The sequence below is a fragment of the Microlunatus elymi genome, assembly GCF_007362775.1.
GTDB classification, from domain to species: domain Bacteria; phylum Actinomycetota; class Actinomycetes; order Propionibacteriales; family Propionibacteriaceae; genus Microlunatus; species Microlunatus elymi.
In genome coordinates, this window is sequence record NZ_CP041692.1 from 1313478 (window position 1) to 1330129 (window position 16652).

A 16652-nucleotide genomic window follows, 5' to 3' on the forward strand; every position below is an offset into this window, starting at 1 on the left:
AGCCGACTTGTCAGTCGCTGGTGTGGCTATAGCCAAACCACGCACTGACAAGACGGGCAGGGGTCAGTCCCAAGAGCCAACAACTTCCTCAGTGATTTAGAGATAAGAGAGACAGACACTGTGCTCGATGTGAACTTCTTCGACACGATCCGGATCGGTCTGGCCAGCGCCGACGAGATCCGGGCCTGGTCGTTCGGCGAGGTCAAGAAGCCGGAGACCATCAACTACCGCACCCTGAAGCCGGAGCGGGACGGGCTGTTCTGCGAGAAGATCTTCGGTCCCACCCGGGACTGGGAGTGCTACTGCGGCAAGTACAAGCGGGTCCGCTTCAAGGGCATCATCTGTGAGCGCTGCGGCGTCGAGGTGACCCGTTCCAAGGTCCGCCGCGAGCGGATGGGCCACATCGAACTGGCCGCCCCGGTCACCCACATCTGGTACTTCAAGGGTGTTCCGAGCCGCCTGGGCTACCTGCTGGACATCGCCCCGAAGGACCTGGAGAAGGTCATCTACTTCGCGGCGTACATGATCACCTCGGTCGACGACGAGGCGCGGCACCGCGACCTGTCGTCGCTGGAGGCCAAGATCGACACCGAGCGCAAGCAGCTCGAGGGCCGCCGGGACTCAGACATCGAGACCCGGATGAAGAAGCTCGAAACCGACATGGCCCAGCTCGAGGCCGAGGGCGCCAAGTCCGACGTCAAGCGCAAGGTCCGTGAGGGTGCCGAGCGTGAGGTCAAGCAGCTGCGCGACCGGGCCCAGCGTGAGCTGGACCGGCTGGACGCGGTCTGGACCCGGTTCAAGAACCTCAAGGTCCAAGACCTCGAGGGCGACGAGATCCTCTACCGGGAGATGAAGAACCGGTTCGGCAAGTACTTCGAGGGCTCGATGGGTGCCGACGCGATCCAGAAGCGCCTGCAGACCTTCGACCTGCACGCCGAGGCGGCCAACCTGCGCGAGACCATTCAGACCGGCAAGGGCCAGCGCAAGACCCGCGCCCTGAAGCGGCTGAAGGTGGTGTCGGCGTTCCTGTCGACCCGCAACGCGGCCGACGCGATGGTGCTGGACTGCGTCCCGGTCATCCCGCCGGATCTGCGGCCGATGGTTCAGCTCGACGGTGGCCGGTTCGCCACCTCTGACCTGAACGATCTGTACCGCAGGGTGATCAACCGGAACAACCGGCTGAAGCGGCTTCTTGATCTTGGTGCGCCCGAGATCATCGTCAACAACGAGAAGCGGATGCTGCAGGAGGCCGTCGACTCGCTGTTCGACAACGGCCGCCGCGGCCGTCCGGTCACCGGGCCGGGCAACCGTCCGCTGAAGTCGATCTCGGACATGCTCAAGGGCAAGCAGGGCCGGTTCCGGCAGAACCTGCTCGGCAAGCGCGTCGACTACTCCGGCCGTTCGGTCATCGTGGTCGGCCCGCAGCTGAAGCTGCACCAGTGCGGTCTGCCGAAGGCGATGGCGCTGGAGCTGTTCAAGCCGTTCGTGATGAAGCGGCTGGACGACCTGAACCACGCGCAGAACATCAAGTCCGCCAAGCGGATGGTGGAGCGTCAGCGACCGGTCGTCTGGGACGTCCTAGAAGAGGTCATCGCCGAGCATCCGGTGCTGCTGAACCGCGCACCGACCCTGCACCGGCTGGGCATCCAGGCGTTCGAGCCGCAGCTGATCGAGGGCAAGGCCATTCAGATCCACCCGTTGGTGTGTACGGCGTTCAACGCCGACTTCGACGGTGACCAGATGGCCGTACACCTGCCGCTGAGCGCGGAGGCCCAGGCCGAGGCCCGGATCCTGATGTTGTCGACCAACAACATCCTGAAGCCGGCCGACGGACGTCCGGTGACCATGCCGACCCAGGACATGATCATCGGCGGCTACTACCTGACCATGGACCGCGACGACGTCGAGGGCGCCGGTCGGGTGTTCGGTTCGGTGGCCGAGGCGCAGATGGCCTTCGACCTGCACGAGATCGCAGTCCAGGCGCCGGTGAAGATCCGGATGCGGGACATCGTTCCGCCGGCCGGAGCCGAGCTGCGCCCCGACGGCACCATCCTGCTGGACACCACACTCGGCCGGGCGCTGTTCAACGAGGCGCTGCCGGACGACTACCCGTTCGTCAACGGCGAGGTGGGCAAGAAGCAGCTGGGCGCGATCGTCAACGATCTGGCCGAGCGCTACCCGAAGTCCGAGGTGGCGACCTGCCTGGACAACCTGAAGGAACTCGGCTTCCACTGGGCCACCCGGTCCGGTGTCACCGTGTCCATCGGTGACGTCTCCACCCCGGCCGACAAGGTCGAGATCCTGTCCGACTACGAGGCTCGGGCGGAGAAGGTCGACACCCAGTACGACCGCGGCCTGATCACCGAGGACGAGCGGCGCCAGGAACTGATCGAGATCTGGACCGACGCCACCAGCGTGCTCGGGCAGGCCATGGAGAAGAACTTCTCCAAGACCAACCCGATCTACATGATGGTGCACTCGGGTGCTCGCGGAAACATGGTGCAGATGCGGCAGATCGCCGCCATGCGTGGCCTGGTGGTGAACCCGAAGGGCGAGATCATCGCCCGGCCGATCAAGTCCAACTTCCGTGAGGGTCTGACCGTGTTGGAGTACTTCAACTCCACTCACGGTGGTCGTAAGGGCCAGGCCGACACCGCGCTGCGGACCGCCGACTCGGGTTACCTGACCCGGCGTCTGGTGGACGTCAGCCAGGACGTGATCATCCGCGAGGAGGATTGCGGCACCGAGCGGGGTCTGAACAAGATCATCGCGATCGAGGAGAACGGCAAGCTGGTCGCCGACGAGCACGTCGAGACCGCGGTGTACGCCCGGACGCTGGCTGTCGACGTACTGGACTCCGACGGCAACGTGCTGCTGCCGGCCGGAGTTGATCTTGGTGACGTCAACATCAAGCTGCTGATCGAGAACGGCATCAACACGGTCAAGGTGCGCAGCGTCCTCACCTGTGAGGCCGCCACCGGCACCTGCGCCATGTGCTACGGCAGGTCGCTGGCCAGCGGCAAGCTGGTCGACGTCGGCGAGGCTGTCGGTATCGTCGCGGCCCAGTCCATCGGTGAGCCGGGGACCCAGCTGACCATGCGGACCTTCCACACCGGTGGTGTCGCGGGTGATGACATCACCCAGGGTCTGCCGCGTGTGGTCGAGTTGTTCGAGGCTCGTACCCCGAAGGGCAAGGCGCCGATCGCCGAGACCGCCGGCCGGATCGAGGTCGAGGACGGTGATCGTTCGCGGAAGTTGATCATCACCCCCGACGACGGGTCGGACAAGATCGAGATCGCGGTCAGCCGCCGGGTGCGGATGCTGGTCGACGAGGGTGATCATGTCGAGGTCGGGCAGCAGCTGACCGCAGGTACGCCGGATCCTCAGGACGTGCTGCGCATCCTCGGTGTCCGCAAGGTGCAGGAGCACCTGGTGGAAGAGGTGCAGACCGTGTACCGCACGCAGGGTGCGGAGATCCACGAGAAGCACATCGAGATCATCATCCGGCAGATGCTGCGCCGGGTGACGGTGATCGAGTCCGGCGACTCCGAGCTGCTGGCCGGCGACCTGGTCGACCGTCCGTCGTACGAGGCTGCCAACCGCAAGGTGGTTGCCGAGGGCGGGACGCCGGCTTCCGGTCGTCCGGTGCTGATGGGCATCACCAAGGCGTCGCTGGCGACCGAGTCGTGGCTGTCGGCGGCCTCCTTCCAGGAGACCACCAAGGTGCTCACCGACGCCGCGATCCACGGCAAGTCCGACTCGCTGGTCGGTCTGAAGGAGAACGTCATCCTCGGCAAGCTGATCCCGGCCGGCACCGGCCTGGAGCGCTACCGCAACATCCGGGTGGAGCCCACCGCGGAGGCGCGTGCGCAGGCGTACTCGATGGTCGGCTACGACCCGTTCGACTACGACTTCGGCACCGGCAGCGGCGCTGCGGTCCCGCTGGAGGAGTTCGACATCGGCGGCGACTACCGCTGATCGACTGAGAACGCCGGAGGGGCGGGCCCACCCGGGCCCGCCCCTCCGCCGTTCCCAGCCCGACCCGTGCCCCGGGCCTCGCCCTTCCCGCACCAGGTGCAGCACCCCGCACCAGGTGCAGCCGGTGCGGGGTGCTGCACCTGGTGCGCGAGTGGGCCTGCGGGCGCGGGTCCGTATCCACAGGCGGGAAGTTATCCACAGCCGGCGAATCGGGGCGGACACAGCGGCGCCGAAATTCGCAATGTGTGGGTGTGAGCAAACCATTGTTGGCCCGCGACCTGATCATGGCCGGGCTGGAACACGGCGAACTGCGGAGCATGAGCCGCACCGGCGAACTGCGACACCTGCGGCGGGGAGCGTACTTCACGGCCGAGCAGCTGACCGCCGAGCAGTATCACCGGCTGCTCGTCGAGGCGACCTTTCAGCTGGCGGAGTCGGATTCGGTGATCAGCTTCGGCTCGGCGGCGGTGATCCATCAGTTGCCGGTCCCGCGGGCCGCGATGCAGCTGGTCCACCTGACCAGGAATCGCAACTGCAGCGGACGAATCCGAACCGGTGTGCACGTTCACGTCGCGCCGATCGCCGGTCCCGAGGCGGTTGTCATCGACGGGCTGCGGGTGACGAGTCTGGACCGTACGTTTGTTGATCTCGCTCGCACCGTACGACTCTCCGAAGCGGTGGCGGCAGGGGATGCCGCACTCCGGCGCGGAATGGATCCGCGAGCCGTCGTCGAGCAACTGGAGCAGGCCAAGCGGCGTCGGGGCATTCGCACCGCTCGGCGAGCTGCCAGCGTGATCGATGCACGAAGCCAGAGCTACGGGGAGTCGCTCAGCCGAGTGGTCATGATCGAGCACGGGCTTCCGCTGCCCGAACTGCAGGTCGCGTTCGACGGGCCGGACGGTTTCCACGCCGAGGTCGACTTCTGCTGGGAGGACATGAAGGTCATCGGCGAGTTCGACGGCGAGATCAAGTACGGAAGATTGCTGCGGCCGGGGGAGGTCGCCGGTGACGCCGTGTTCCGTGAGAAGCAGCGTGAGGACCGGCTGCGCGAGCTGGGCTACATCGTCGTCCGCTGGGTGTGGGACGACCTGTTCCATCCGGAGCGGCTGGTCGCGAGAATTCGGCGCGCGCTCGAACTCGGAGCCCGTCTCCGCAGATGACCCGCGCCCGTTCCCCGGCCTCGCCCCTTCCCGCACCAGTTGCCGCCAGCCGCACCGGTTGCAGCCGGTGCGTGATGCTGTGAGCGGTGCGGGAGTGCGGGTCTCAGTGCGCGGTCGGGGAGCTGCGAGCTGCTCGCCGAGATGCGAGTATTGCGGTATGAGACGGGCGTATCAGAATATAAGACGCGCGGATCCGGGCAGCTCACGTCGTTGGGTGATGCTCGGGGTCGGGTTGCTCGACCAGGCGGTCAGCGCGTACTTCGTGCACGGTGCGGCCTTTCTCATTCCCGAGCTCAACCGGCTGGGGCTGAGCCTCAGTCAAGCCGGCGCGCTGGTCGCAGCGCCCACCATCGGCATCATGCTGACGCTGGTTGCATGGGGCGCGTTCGTCGATCGTTTCGGGGAACGCCGCGCACTGATGATCGGACTGGGGCTGACCGCTGCGGCCGCAGTTGCGGCGGCACTGATCGGCAGTACGGGCGCGGTCGGGCCCACGGTAGGCGCGACGTCGATCAGTACGGGTCGGCTGGTCGGGCTGGGTGTCTTCCTCGGGCTGGGCGGGATGGCTGCGGCCAGTTCGAACGTGGCCAGCGGCCGAATCGTGGTCGGTTGGTTCCCGGCCCATCGGCGCGGCTTGGCGATGGGCATCCGGCAGATGGCGCAGCCGTTGGGGGTCGGGATCGCCGCGCTGACCGTACCGGTGCTGGCCGAGCGGCACGGGCTGGGTGCGGCACTCTGGCTGGCCGCCGCCCTGGCGCTGGTCGCCGTGCTGTGCACCGTGATCGTGGTGATCGATCCGCCACGGCCGTCGCGCACTGCCGCCGATCAGGCCGGGCACCTGCGCAATCCCTACCGTGGCAGCAGTTTTCTGTGGCGCGTGCATGCGGTCTCGGTGCTGTTGGTGGTGCCGCAGTTCACCGTCTGGACGTTCATGCTGGTATGGCTGGTCGCCGACCGCGGCTGGGCGGCCGGGACGGCAGGGCTGCTGGTGGCCGGCACTCAGTTCCTCGGTGCCATCGGCCGGATCGGTGCGGGTCAGCTGTCCGATCTGGTACGCAGCCGGATGCGCCCGCTGCGCTGGGTTGCGATCGCGGCGGCCCTGACCATGGGCCTGCTCGCGCTCCTTGATCAACTTCACTCGCCGTGGGCGGTGGTGATCATGGTGGTCGCCTCGGTGATCACCGTTGCCGACAACGGCTTGGCGTTCACCGCGATCGCCGAGGTCGCCGGTCCCTTCTGGTCCGGGCGGGCGCTCGGCACCCAGAACACCGCCCAATTTCTGGCCGCATCGGCCGTCGCGCCGGTCGTCGGCGGTCTGATCGGTCTGGTCGGCTACCCCGCCGCCTTCGCGCTGGTGGCGTTGTGCCCGGCCGCCGCGGTGCCCTTGGTGCCCCATGATCATCGCCGCCACGTCGAACCGGCGTCGACCGGTACGAGCAGTGCGTCCGCCACCGACCGTTGACCTCGGACGGGTGATCTCCTCGGCGCATCGAATCGAGATTGAGTCAAGTTGTCCCACGGCGGGTAGCACTGATCGGACCGGACCTTCTCGTAGGCACGTCGCCCTGGATCCGAGGAGGTTCGGCACCCATAGCCGGCCGTACTGGTGCGGAGCCTCCTGGGATCCGCGGGGCCGGGTGGTCGTCGTACGCCGGTCAGTCGCTGGCGGGGTGTGGAGGTGCTTGGGTCTGGTCCGAGGTTGGTCCGTTGGAGTTCATTGCCCTTCGACGGGCTCAGGACCCTTTGACGGGTCTTTGGGGGCGATCAGGAGAGTTGGTTGGTGCGGACCCAGTCGAGGTATTCCTGGGTGACGGTGCCGGTGACGTAGTTGCCGGTGAAGCAACTGACTTCAAGATCATCTACCGGTGAACCGTCGGTGACAGCAGCGATCAGATCGGACACCTCGGCGTAGATCAACCGGTCGGCGCCGAGCAGTTGGTTGATCTCGTCCACGCTGCGATCGTGGGCCAGCAACTCGTCCGGCGAGGGCATGTTGATCCCGTACACGTTGGGAAAACGGATCGGCGGCGCGGCGGAGGCGAAGGAAACCGAGTTGGCGCCACTGGCCCGGGCGAGCTCGATGATCTGCGACGAGGTGGTGCCGCGGACGATCGAGTCCTCGATGATCAACACGTTCTTGCCCTTGAACTCCGAACTGATCGGGTTCAGCTTCTGCCGTACGCTGCGCCGCCGGGTCGCCTGCCCGGGCATGATGAACGTCCGGCCGACATAGACGTTCTTGTAGAACCCTTCCCGATACTCGATGCCGAGATTGCGCGCGACCTGCATCGCCGCCGGCCGCGACGACTCCGGCACGCACATCACCACGTCGATGTCACCGGCCGGCGCCTGCTGTCGGATCCTCGCCGCCAGCCGATCGCCCATCCGCAACCGCGCCTCGTACACCGAGATGCCGTTCATGATCGAGTCCGGTCGCGCCAGGTAGATGTACTCGAAGGCGCAGGGTACAAGTTTCGTTTGTGCGGCGCACTGGCGGGCGATCAACTCCCCGGACTCGCTGATGAAGATCGCTTCGCCCGGCTCGACCTCACGCACCACCTCGAAGCCGGAACCCTCTGCGGCCACCGATTCCGAACAGACGATCCAGTCGGTTCCATGATCAGTTTCGCGCCGGCCCAAGATCAACGGCCGAATCCCGTACGGATCCCGGAACGCCAGCAGCCCGTAGCCGGCGATCAGGCTGATCACCGCGTACGAGCCCTGCAGTCGCTGATGCGTCTGCCGGACCGCCGCGAAGATCTGCTCCGGTTCCAATTCGATCCCACTGATCTGCTTCTGCAGTTCGGTGGCCAGCACGTTCAACAGCATCTCGGTGTCGCTGGTGGAGTTCATGTGCCGGCGGTCGATGTGAAACAGATCATCGGCCAACTGCCGGGCATTGGTCAGGTTGCCGTTGTGGATCAAGCTGATCCCGTACGGAGCGTTGACGTAGAACGGCTGCACCTCCCGCTCGTTGGCGGCATCACCCTGGGTGGTGTAGCGGACGTGGCCGAGGCCGAGGTTGCCGAGCAGCGAGCGCATGTCCCGGGTCCGGAACGCCTCCCGCACCTGACCGCGGGCCTTGGACAGATGGAACGTCGGCCCGTCGGCGGTGACGATCCCGGTGGCGTCCTGGCCGCGGTGCTGCAGCATCAGCAGGGCATCGTAGAGCTGCTGGTTGGCAGGTTCGGAGGAAACGATGCCGACGATGCCGCACATGCCCGGATAGCTCCCGCGAGAGATAGGTCGTTGCCCGGTACGAACCGCACCAGTCGGCGCCAGACTATCCGGCCCGCTACCAGCGCTCCCGCGCACTCCCGGTGCTCCCGCGGAGGTTGGAACTTGCGCGGCAGCGCCGCCGGTGCGCGGGAACGTGGGTGGCGGGTCGTCAGCGGGACAGGGTCAGGATCGACAGCGAGTGCGGCGGGAAGGTCCAGCCGCCGTCGACCGCCTCGACCTCGCCGTGATCCCGTGCCGCGACCGCGTCCGGGCGGTCAAGGGTGTTCGCGGTCGACGGGTCGTCCAGATCGCCGCCCAGGCAGTGAATCCGCGCGGTCCGCGGCCCGTCGGCGGCTCCGTCCAAGATCAACTTCGCGGTGCTGGGGCGGCTGCGGTGGCGGTTGATCACCGCGAGCCGGAGGCTGCCGTCGGCGGCCAGGGTCGCCGACACGTCCAGGTCGGCGATGGTGCCCGGGCTGGTGAGGAAGTCGCCGTGCTTGTCGCGTACGTCGCCGTGCCGGATCGCGCCGGTGCGTGCCGGCCCGTTGACCCGAGCGGTCAAAGCAGTGCGCCCGGTCTGCTCCCGATAGAGCTTCCACACCCAGAACGCGGTGCTGCGTACGGCGCCGCCCGGCCGGGCCACCACGATCCCGTTGGCGTTGACCAGGTTGACCGCGTTGGCCATCGCGAACGGTGCCGGTAGTCCGGCGGTTCGGTGCACGGCGTTGAACACTCCGGCGTAGAACAGCGCATCGGTCAGCGTGCGCGGACTCCACCGATTCACCCGATAGCCGTCGCCATTGGCGGCAGGGGCGTCGGTCGAGGGAAGGTCGCGGGGCGCGGTGCCGCCGTCGGCACCCGGCTGCGGCTGGGGCCATCCCGCGGGCTCGACATGCCGGATGTTCCATTCGTCCATCACCAGGCCAGGCGGCCGGTCGAGACCGGCCTGATCGGCCAACTCGGCGACCAGCCGCGAGTAGGACTGCAGCTCGTTCTCGAAGTGCACGCTCTGGGAGAGCGTGTCGTCGTAGTCGTCGGCCAGGTAGAGACCGGCGTTGGCACCGTACAGATGCAGCGAGAGCAGATCCAGCTGCCGACCGGCCCGCTGCAGCAACGGCCGCGTCCACTCCTCCTGACATTCCTGCTGGTACGGCGGAATCCCGACCCCGATGGTGATGATCGACGGATCGACCGCCTTCATGAATCCGGCGTGCTCGCGAGCGTCCCGGGCGTACGCCTCGGCACTGCGATGGCCCAGCTGCCAGGGTCCGTACACCTCGTTACCGACGCCCCAGTAACGCACCCGCCACGGTGCGCTGCGACCGTTGCGCTCGCGGGCTCGGGCCAGCGTGGTGCTGCCGGCGGCGGCGTTGGTGTATTCCACCCAGCGCACTGCCTCTTCGACGTCCCGGGCGCTGTGCGCGAGATAGGGTCGGCCGCCGACAGCCTCGCACCAGGCCAGGAACTCGTCGGTGCCGAAGCGGTTGCTCTCCCGACCGCCCCAGGCCAGCTCCAGCCGGGTCGGCCGGTGGTTGCGCGGCCCGATGCCGTCGGTCCAGTGATAGCCGGAGGTGAAGTTCCCGCCCGGCCAGCGGATCGGGCCCGGCATCAGCTCCCGGCAGAGCTCGAGCACGTCGGCCCGCAATCCCTGCAGCAGTCCGGGCTCCTTGATCGACAACCCGGATCCTTCGTCCAGCACGCCGCCCTCGATGTTGCCGAAGAACGCCGACTCCAGGAAGTGCCCGTAGATGTTGTCGTCGATGACACCAACCGGATGCCGAGTGTCGATCTCGATCGTCGCGGTGGCCGGTGCTGCGAGCCTGCTCACGGTGTTGATCACTCCTTGATCATGAAAATCCCCTGCTGACCTGCGCGGCACCGTACGCCATCCGGCCCGCAGCCGGACGGCGCACCGGCCGGGTTCGACCACCACCCGCCGGGTACCGAATAGGTTGGTTCGCTGACGGAGGTGTTGATGGATACGGCTCATTTGATCTTGCTGCAGACCAACCTGCAGTGGGATCTGCAGCTCGAGCGGTTGCCGGAGCTCGGCGCCGCGCTGCTGCTGTCGCTGGCGATCGGCTTCGAACGGCAGGTGCGCGGCAAACAGGCGGGCGTTCGCACGCATGCCCTGGTGGGGTTGGGATCCGCGCTGTTCATGCTGGTGTCCAAGTACGGTTTCGCCGACCTGCTGGGCGTCCACGGCGTCAGCCTGGATCCGAGCCGAGTCGCCGCCCAGATCGTGTCCGGGATCGGCTTTCTCGGCGCCGGCATCATCGTCTTCCGTTCGGATGCGGTACGAGGTCTGACCACCGCGGCGTCGATCTGGCTGACCGCCGCGATCGGGATGGCCTGCGGCGGCAGCCTGTTCGTGCTGGCCGGGGTGGTGTCGGCCGCGTACTTCCTGGTGATCTTGATGGGTCCGCTGCTGCATCGTCTCAGCCACCGCAAGGGCGAGGCGGAGATGCAGATCGAGTATCGCGACGGCCACGGTCTGCTCCGCGACATCGTCGAGGTGATCACCCAGCGCAGGTGGCGGATCTCCCGGCTGCGCACCGGCTCACATCGCACCGACCCGGGCTACGTCGCGGTGTTCATCGCGGCCGAGGGCGGCACCGATCCCGGCGACCTGTTGGACGCCATCGCCAGCGTCGAGGGCGTGCGCTCGGTGGACTGGGCCGAGGATGACGACGACAACTCCAGCTAGGAGTGGGTCTGGCAGCCGTCGTTGAAATGCGGCCACTGATCCGCAATTGCGGCGATAGAGTGCCATCTGTGCCGCACTATCGGATATCTCAGGCCGCCGGTCTGCTGGGCGTGAGCGACGACACCGTACGCCGTTGGATCGAGTCGAGCCGGTTGAAGGTCGTCGACGGCCCCGGGCCGACCCGGATCGACGGAGCCGAACTGGCCCGCCTGGCCCAACAGGTGGCGACCGAACCGACCGGCGGCGACCCGGTGGCCACCAGTGCTCGCAATCGCTTCACCGGGCTGGTCACCCGGGTGGTCAAGGACGAGGTGATGGCCCAGGTCGACCTGCAGTGCGGCCCGTTTCGGGTCGTCTCGCTGATGTCGGCGGAGGCAGCCGATGATCTCGGGCTGGAGCCGGGAGTGCTGGCGGTGGCCGCGGTCAAGGCCACCACGGTCGTGGTCGAGGTGCCGCAATGATCAACAACAGCGGGCTCAACGCCGGCACGATCAGCGGCAGGTGGATCGGCAACAGCATGATCAACAGCCGCCTGCAGAAAATGATCATGATCATCGCGGGCGTCCTGCTGGCGATCGCGGCCACCGGATGCGGTGATCAACAACCGGCCTCCGGCCGGCCGACCGCCGGCACCTCGGCGTCGGCGGTGACCGGCAAGATCACCGTGTTGGCGGCGGCCTCACTGACCGAGTCGTTCAGCACCATCGGCAAGAATTTCGAGCAGGCTCACCCGGGCAGCACGGTGACCTTCTCCTTCGGTTCCAGTGCGACCCTGGCCACCGAGGTCAACCAGGGTGCGCCCGCCGACGTGCTGGCCACTGCCGACGAACGCACGATGAAGCTGGTGACCGACGCCGGCAACGCGTCCGCCAAACCGGCGATCTTCGCGACCAACACGCTCGAGATCGCTGTGCCAGCAGGAAACCCGGGACACGTCACCGGCCTGGCCGACTTCGCCGACCCCAAGTACAAGACCGCCTTGTGTGCCAAGGAGGTGCCCTGCGGAGCGGCAGCGCAGAAGGTTTTCGCCGACGCCAAGATCACTCCGAAGCCGGTGAGCTACGAGACCGACGTCAAGGCCGCGTTGCAGAAGGTCGAACAGAACGAGGTGGACGCGGCACTGGTCTACAAGACCGATGTGGCGGCGGCCGGCGACAAGGTGCACGGGATCGACTTCCCCGAAGCGTCGTCGGTGGTGAACCAGTACCCGCTGGTCGCACTCAAGGACGCGAAGAATCCCGACGGAGCGGCCGCCTTCGTCGCGTACGTCCGGTCCGCCGCCGGCCAGCAGGTGCTGCAGGCGGCCGGCTTCGGCAAACCATGATCAACTGACGAGGCGACCGATCATGACCTCCAGGACCGCGACCGGCAGTCGACCTCCGGTGCTGCTGGCGATCCCGGCCATGATCGGGCTCGCGTTCCTGGTGCTGCCGCTGATCGGGTTGGTGGTCCGGGCTCCGTGGTCCGATGCCGGCTCGATCCTGCGCGGAGCCGACGCCTGGCTGGCGTTGCGGTTGTCGCTGATCACCGCCACCATCGCCACCGCACTGGTGTTGCTGCTCGGCGTCCCGCTGGCCTGGCTGCTGGCCAGGCCCGGCGGCCGGTTCCGCTCGCTGCTGAGGGCAGTGATCACGGTGCCGCTGGTGCTGCCGCCGGTGGTCGGCGGGGTTGCCCTGTTCACCGTGTTGGGCCGGTCGGGGATCATCGGCCGGCCGCTGTACGAGCTGACCGGCTTCGCCTTCCCGTTCACCCCGTACGCAGTGGTGCTGGCCCAGGCCTTCGTCGCACTGCCGTACCTGGTGCTGGCCGTCGAGGGCGCACTCCGGGCTGCCGATCGCCGCTACGAGGATGCCGCGCAGACGCTCGGGGCGCGGCCGGTTACGGTGTTCTGGCGGGTCACGGTGCCGCTGATCGGACCCGGAATCGCCTCCGGCGCCGTACTGGCCTGGGCTCGTGCGCTGGGCGAATTCGGCGCCACGATCACCTTCGCCGGCAACTTTCCCGGCACCACCCAGACCATGCCGCTGGCGGTCTATCTCGCGCTGCAGACCGATCCGGACGCCGCACTGCTGTTGTCGGTGCTGCTGCTGGCCGTCTCGGTCGCCGTGCTGGCCGTGCTTCGCGACCGCTGGGTGCGCTCATGGTGACGAAGCGAGGGGACCGGGTGCCGGGGCTGCACGCCGACTTCCGGGTCCGTCGGGGCGACTTCACCCTCGACCTCCGGCTCGACGTCGCCGAGGGCGAGGTGATCGCCCTGGTCGGGCCGAACGGCGCCGGCAAATCCACCACCCTGCGGACGCTGGCCGGGCTGCTGCCACCTGACGCCGGCACCATCACCCTCGGTGACCGGATCCTGGACGACGCCGGCAGCCATCGGCCCGCCCATCGCCGAGCGGTGGCGGTGGTCTTCCAGGACTATCTGCTGTTTCCGCATCTGACCGTGCTGGACAACGTTGCCTTCGGGCTGCGCGCGACCGGCGAGGGTCGTGCCGCCAGTCGCCGCCGAGCCCAGCACTGGCTGGCCCGGATGGACGCCGTAGAGCTCGCCGAGCTGCGGCCACAGCAGTTGTCCGGCGGCCAGGCTCAGCGGGTCGCACTGGCCCGGGCGCTGGCGACCGACCCCGAATTGTTGTTGCTGGACGAGCCGCTGGCCGCGCTCGATGCGCGCACCCGGTTGACCGTACGCGGTGAGCTGCGGCGGCACCTGGCCGACTTCCCGGGCGCGGCGATCGTGATCACCCACGATCCGACCGATGCCGCAGTGCTCGCGGATCGGCTGGTGGTGATCGAGCACGGGAAAGTGGTGCAGACCGGGACCCGGGAGCAGGTCGCCGGCCGGCCGCGTACCGACTATGTCGCTCGGCTGGTCGGCCTCAACCTGCTGATCGGCGACGGTGTTGATCATGGAGTCCGGCTGGACGACGGGACCATGATCAACACCGGTCGTACGGTGTCGGGGCGGTTGTTCGCAGCCTTCCGACCGGCCGCGGTCGCGCTCTGGCGGGAACGCCCCGAAGGCAGTCCGCGCAACGTCTGGCCGGTGCTGGTCGACGGCCTGGAACCGATCGGGGACAGTGTCCGGGTCGAGTTGATCATCGGCGCGCGGCCCGGCGGGCAGACCATGATCGCCGAGATCACCCCGGCCGCGGTCGCCGAGCTGGGACTCGATCACGGCCATCGGCTGTGGGCCAGCCTGAAGGCGTCCGAGATCGAGGTCTATCCGGCCGATTGAGGCACACTTCCCGGCGTTTTCGGTGACGCCGATCCGAGAACGCAAGCATGATCGAGGTCACAGGATTGATGCTGCGGAAACCGCACCTTCACCGAACCTTCAGTCCCGCGGACGATTCACAGGAAAGTCATGGGCGCTGAATGGTCGCCGGGTGCATCCGGCTATTAGACAGGATGGGTGAAATCCCCAGCTGAGCACCCGACCGACCCGCGACACCTGGCTGGTCAGCCGTCGAACGGGCAGCAGTCCAACGGCCGCAGAGTCGGCCGGCGGGCGCTGCTGATCGGCGGGATCGCGCTGGTTCCGGTGGTGGCATTCGGCTCCTACGAAGCCTGGTCGCTGACCCACGGACTCGACCAACTGAAGCGGACCGTCGACCTGCCCAAGGCGACCAACCGGGGATCTGACTCGGCTACCGCAACCGACCCGGACAAGGGCAAGGCCGTCGATGTGTTGCTGCTCGGCTCGGACAGTCGCGATCAGTCGCAGAGCCTGGAGGGCAAGGCCGGCGACGGACGCAGCGACACGATCATGCTGCTGCATCTGGACGCCGACCGGAAGCACGCCTACCTGATCTCGTTCCCCCGCGACATGTGGGTGAACATACCCGGCCACGGCGACAACAAGATCAATGCCGCGTACTCCTACGGCGGCACCGAACTGGTGGCCGAGACGATCAACGAGCTGACCGGTATCACCATCGACCATGCCGCGGTGATCGACTTCTCCGGATTCGCCGATCTGACCGAGGCGGTCGGCGGCGTGACCGTCGACAACACGCAGGCGTTCAGCACCCACGGCTTCAACTATCCGAAGGGCAAGATCACCATCTCGGGCAAGAAGGCGCTCTGGTTCGTACGGGAGCGGCATGCGCTGGCCGACGGCGACTTCGACCGCGCAGCGAATCAGCGCAAGGTGGTCAAGGCGTTGGTGGCCAAGATCGCCGGCCCGTCGGTCCTGGCCAACCCGGCCAAACTTTCCGCCGTCGTCTCCAAGCTGGCCAAGTACGTCACGGTCGACTCCGGTCTGACCGACGAGGCGATCCTCGGGCTGGCCGCGTCGATGAAGGACGCCTCACGGTCGCTGGTCACCCTGCAGGCGCCGGTGTCCGGCACCTCGATGATCGACGGTCAGTCGGTGGACGTGGTCGACACCAAGAAGATGAAGCGGCTCGCGGCCGCGTTGCAGAAGGACAACCTCGCGTCGTACGCGGCTTGATTCGCGGTCGAGGTGGGCGCCGCTGCCGCGATCTGCGCTGGCGTCCCACGGAGGGCCCCGCACCCCCGCCCCGCTCACCCTCCACGGCCATCTCGCCGCGGTTCCTCCGCTGCGCTGCGGAACCGGCCTCGCTTCGCTCGGCGGGAGGTGCAACGTGGCGGTTGTGGTTCGCCTTGAGCAAGGTCGCTACATCACGACACCAGATTCCGACGACTCGGCGATTAGGGTGTTCCGGTGTTCGGAACCGGAGAGCAGCGCGTCGAGACCGTCAACGTCGGACGGCCACAACCCAACCCCCACAAGGAAAACCTCAGTACCGGGATCGGCAAGCAGCCGGTGGCCGGCCGGATCGAGGTGCGTGCACCCGGCGCGAAGCATGGCGGGTTGGGCAGTGGGCTGGTCGGCGACTTCATCGGTGACAAGGCCAACCACGGCGGCGACGATCAGGCGGTCTACTCGTTCGCCCGGGAGGACCTGGACAGCTGGCAGCAGCGGCTCGGCCGCGAGCTGCCGAACGGGTTCTTCGGCGAGAATCTGACCACCGTCGGGATCGACGTCAATCAGGCCCGGATCGGCGAGCGGTGGCTGATCGGCCCCAATCCCGGAAGCCCGAACCCCGGAAGCCCGGATGATGATCAGGTCGAGCTCGAGGTCACCTGCCCGAGGATCCCTTGCTCGACCTTCCGTGGGCGGGTGGGGGAGAAGGGCTGGCTGCGCACCTTCACTCTGGTGGCCCGGCCGGGCGCGTACCTGAAAGTGATCAAGCCGGGCCGGATCGGCGCGGGTGATTCGATCGCGATCAGCCGCGTTCCCGATCACGATGTGACGGTGTCTCTGGTCTTTCGCGCCACCACCACCGAACGCGAACTGCTGCCCGAACTGCTGGCTGCGGGCGACGATCTGTCCGCCGAACTGCGCCAGGTGGTCGCCGACCGCGGCGGTTGGGACCTGATCTGACCGAGGACCGGTCACTTCGCCCGGGCGCTTCTGCGTTGGAAGGTCCTGGCGTCGTTCGGTAACCGGGGTCGTGGTACGGCGACACCGGTACGGTTCCCGCGCAGGTATGGTTCACCCGCGCATGCTCCAACGTGCGCGGGAGCGCCGACGGTGCGCGGGAAGCCGGGTGGTGGTTTCGAGG

12 protein-coding genes are annotated in these 16652 nt (G+C 67.4%); 10 read left to right on the plus strand and 2 right to left on the minus strand.

Annotated elements, in window-relative coordinates:
• Positions 1–120 precede the first annotated feature (120 nt).
• From FOE78_RS05845 to FOE78_RS05855, 3 genes are all read left to right on the plus strand, one after another.
• Positions 121–3978, plus strand: a complete 3858-nt coding sequence (locus FOE78_RS05845; protein ID WP_143985461.1) for a DNA-directed RNA polymerase subunit beta' — start codon at positions 121–123, stop codon at positions 3976–3978.
• Between the two features lie 251 nt (positions 3979–4229).
• A complete protein-coding gene (locus tag FOE78_RS05850) occupies positions 4230–5138 on the plus strand; it encodes an SET domain-containing protein (RefSeq protein WP_143985462.1) in 909 nt (302 codons plus the stop codon).
• A gap of 217 nt (positions 5139–5355) precedes the next feature.
• On the plus strand, positions 5356–6600 hold the full coding sequence (locus FOE78_RS05855; protein ID WP_143985463.1) for an MFS transporter: 1245 nt from the start codon (positions 5356–5358) through the stop codon (positions 6598–6600).
• 302 nt (positions 6601–6902) lie between these two features.
• On the opposite strand, the gene purF is transcribed toward FOE78_RS05855, so the two are convergent.
• A complete protein-coding gene (gene purF / locus FOE78_RS05860; RefSeq protein ID WP_143985464.1) occupies positions 6903–8357 on the minus strand; it encodes an amidophosphoribosyltransferase in 1455 nt (484 codons plus the stop codon).
• A 169-nt stretch (positions 8358–8526) separates the two neighbouring features.
• On the minus strand, positions 8527–10347 hold the full coding sequence (locus FOE78_RS05865) for an alpha-L-arabinofuranosidase C-terminal domain-containing protein (protein WP_143985465.1): 1821 nt from the start codon (positions 10345–10347) through the stop codon (positions 8527–8529).
• On the opposite strand from FOE78_RS05865, the gene FOE78_RS05870 reads away from it, so the two are divergent.
• The 7 genes from FOE78_RS05870 to FOE78_RS05900 all read left to right on the plus strand — a co-directional run bounded on the left by FOE78_RS05870 (position 10333) and on the right by FOE78_RS05900 (position 16471).
• Positions 10333–11064 (plus strand): MgtC/SapB family protein, encoded by a 732-nt coding sequence (locus FOE78_RS05870; protein WP_143985466.1) that lies wholly within the window; start codon positions 10333–10335, stop codon positions 11062–11064. The two genes, FOE78_RS05865 and FOE78_RS05870, sit on opposite strands and share 15 nt — an antisense overlap.
• A 68-nt stretch (positions 11065–11132) precedes the next feature.
• Positions 11133–11525 (plus strand): TOBE domain-containing protein, encoded by a 393-nt coding sequence (locus FOE78_RS05875; protein ID WP_143985467.1) that lies wholly within the window; start codon positions 11133–11135, stop codon positions 11523–11525.
• A complete protein-coding gene (gene modA, locus FOE78_RS05880; protein WP_228266072.1) occupies positions 11522–12388 on the plus strand; it encodes a molybdate ABC transporter substrate-binding protein in 867 nt (288 codons plus the stop codon). Before FOE78_RS05875 ends, modA begins: the two co-directional genes overlap by 4 nt.
• 22 nt (positions 12389–12410) lie before the next feature.
• Entirely contained in the window at positions 12411–13211 is an 801-nt protein-coding gene (locus FOE78_RS05885; protein ID WP_143985468.1) for an ABC transporter permease, read from the plus strand.
• Entirely contained in the window at positions 13205–14296 is a 1092-nt protein-coding gene (locus tag FOE78_RS05890; protein ID WP_143985469.1) for a sulfate/molybdate ABC transporter ATP-binding protein, read from the plus strand. Before FOE78_RS05885 ends, FOE78_RS05890 begins: the two co-directional genes overlap by 7 nt.
• A 177-nt stretch (positions 14297–14473) precedes the next feature.
• The gene (locus tag FOE78_RS05895) at positions 14474–15514 is read left to right on the plus strand and encodes an LCP family protein (RefSeq protein WP_143985470.1); all 1041 of its coding nucleotides are present in this window, start codon (positions 14474–14476) and stop codon (positions 15512–15514) included.
• A 234-nt stretch (positions 15515–15748) separates the two neighbouring features.
• On the plus strand, positions 15749–16471 hold the full coding sequence (locus FOE78_RS05900; RefSeq protein ID WP_143985471.1) for an MOSC domain-containing protein: 723 nt from the start codon (positions 15749–15751) through the stop codon (positions 16469–16471).
• Positions 16472–16652 lie beyond the last annotated feature (181 nt).

Coding starts and splice junctions, on each gene's coding strand:
- FOE78_RS05855 (WP_143985463.1), top strand. CDS start 5,356: ATGCTCGGGGTCGGGTTGCTCGACCAGGCGGTCAGCGCGTACTTCGTG.
- purF (WP_143985464.1), bottom strand. CDS start 8,357: ATGTGCGGCATCGTCGGCATCGTTTCCTCCGAACCTGCCAACCAGCAG.
- FOE78_RS05870 (WP_143985466.1), top strand. CDS start 10,333: ATGGATACGGCTCATTTGATCTTGCTGCAGACCAACCTGCAGTGGGAT.
- FOE78_RS05865 (WP_143985465.1), bottom strand. CDS start 10,347: ATGAGCCGTATCCATCAACACCTCCGTCAGCGAACCAACCTATTCGGT.
- modA (WP_228266072.1), top strand. CDS start 11,522: ATGATCAACAACAGCGGGCTCAACGCCGGCACGATCAGCGGCAGGTGG.
- FOE78_RS05885 (WP_143985468.1), top strand. CDS start 12,411: ATGACCTCCAGGACCGCGACCGGCAGTCGACCTCCGGTGCTGCTGGCG.
- FOE78_RS05890 (WP_143985469.1), top strand. CDS start 13,205: ATGGTGACGAAGCGAGGGGACCGGGTGCCGGGGCTGCACGCCGACTTC.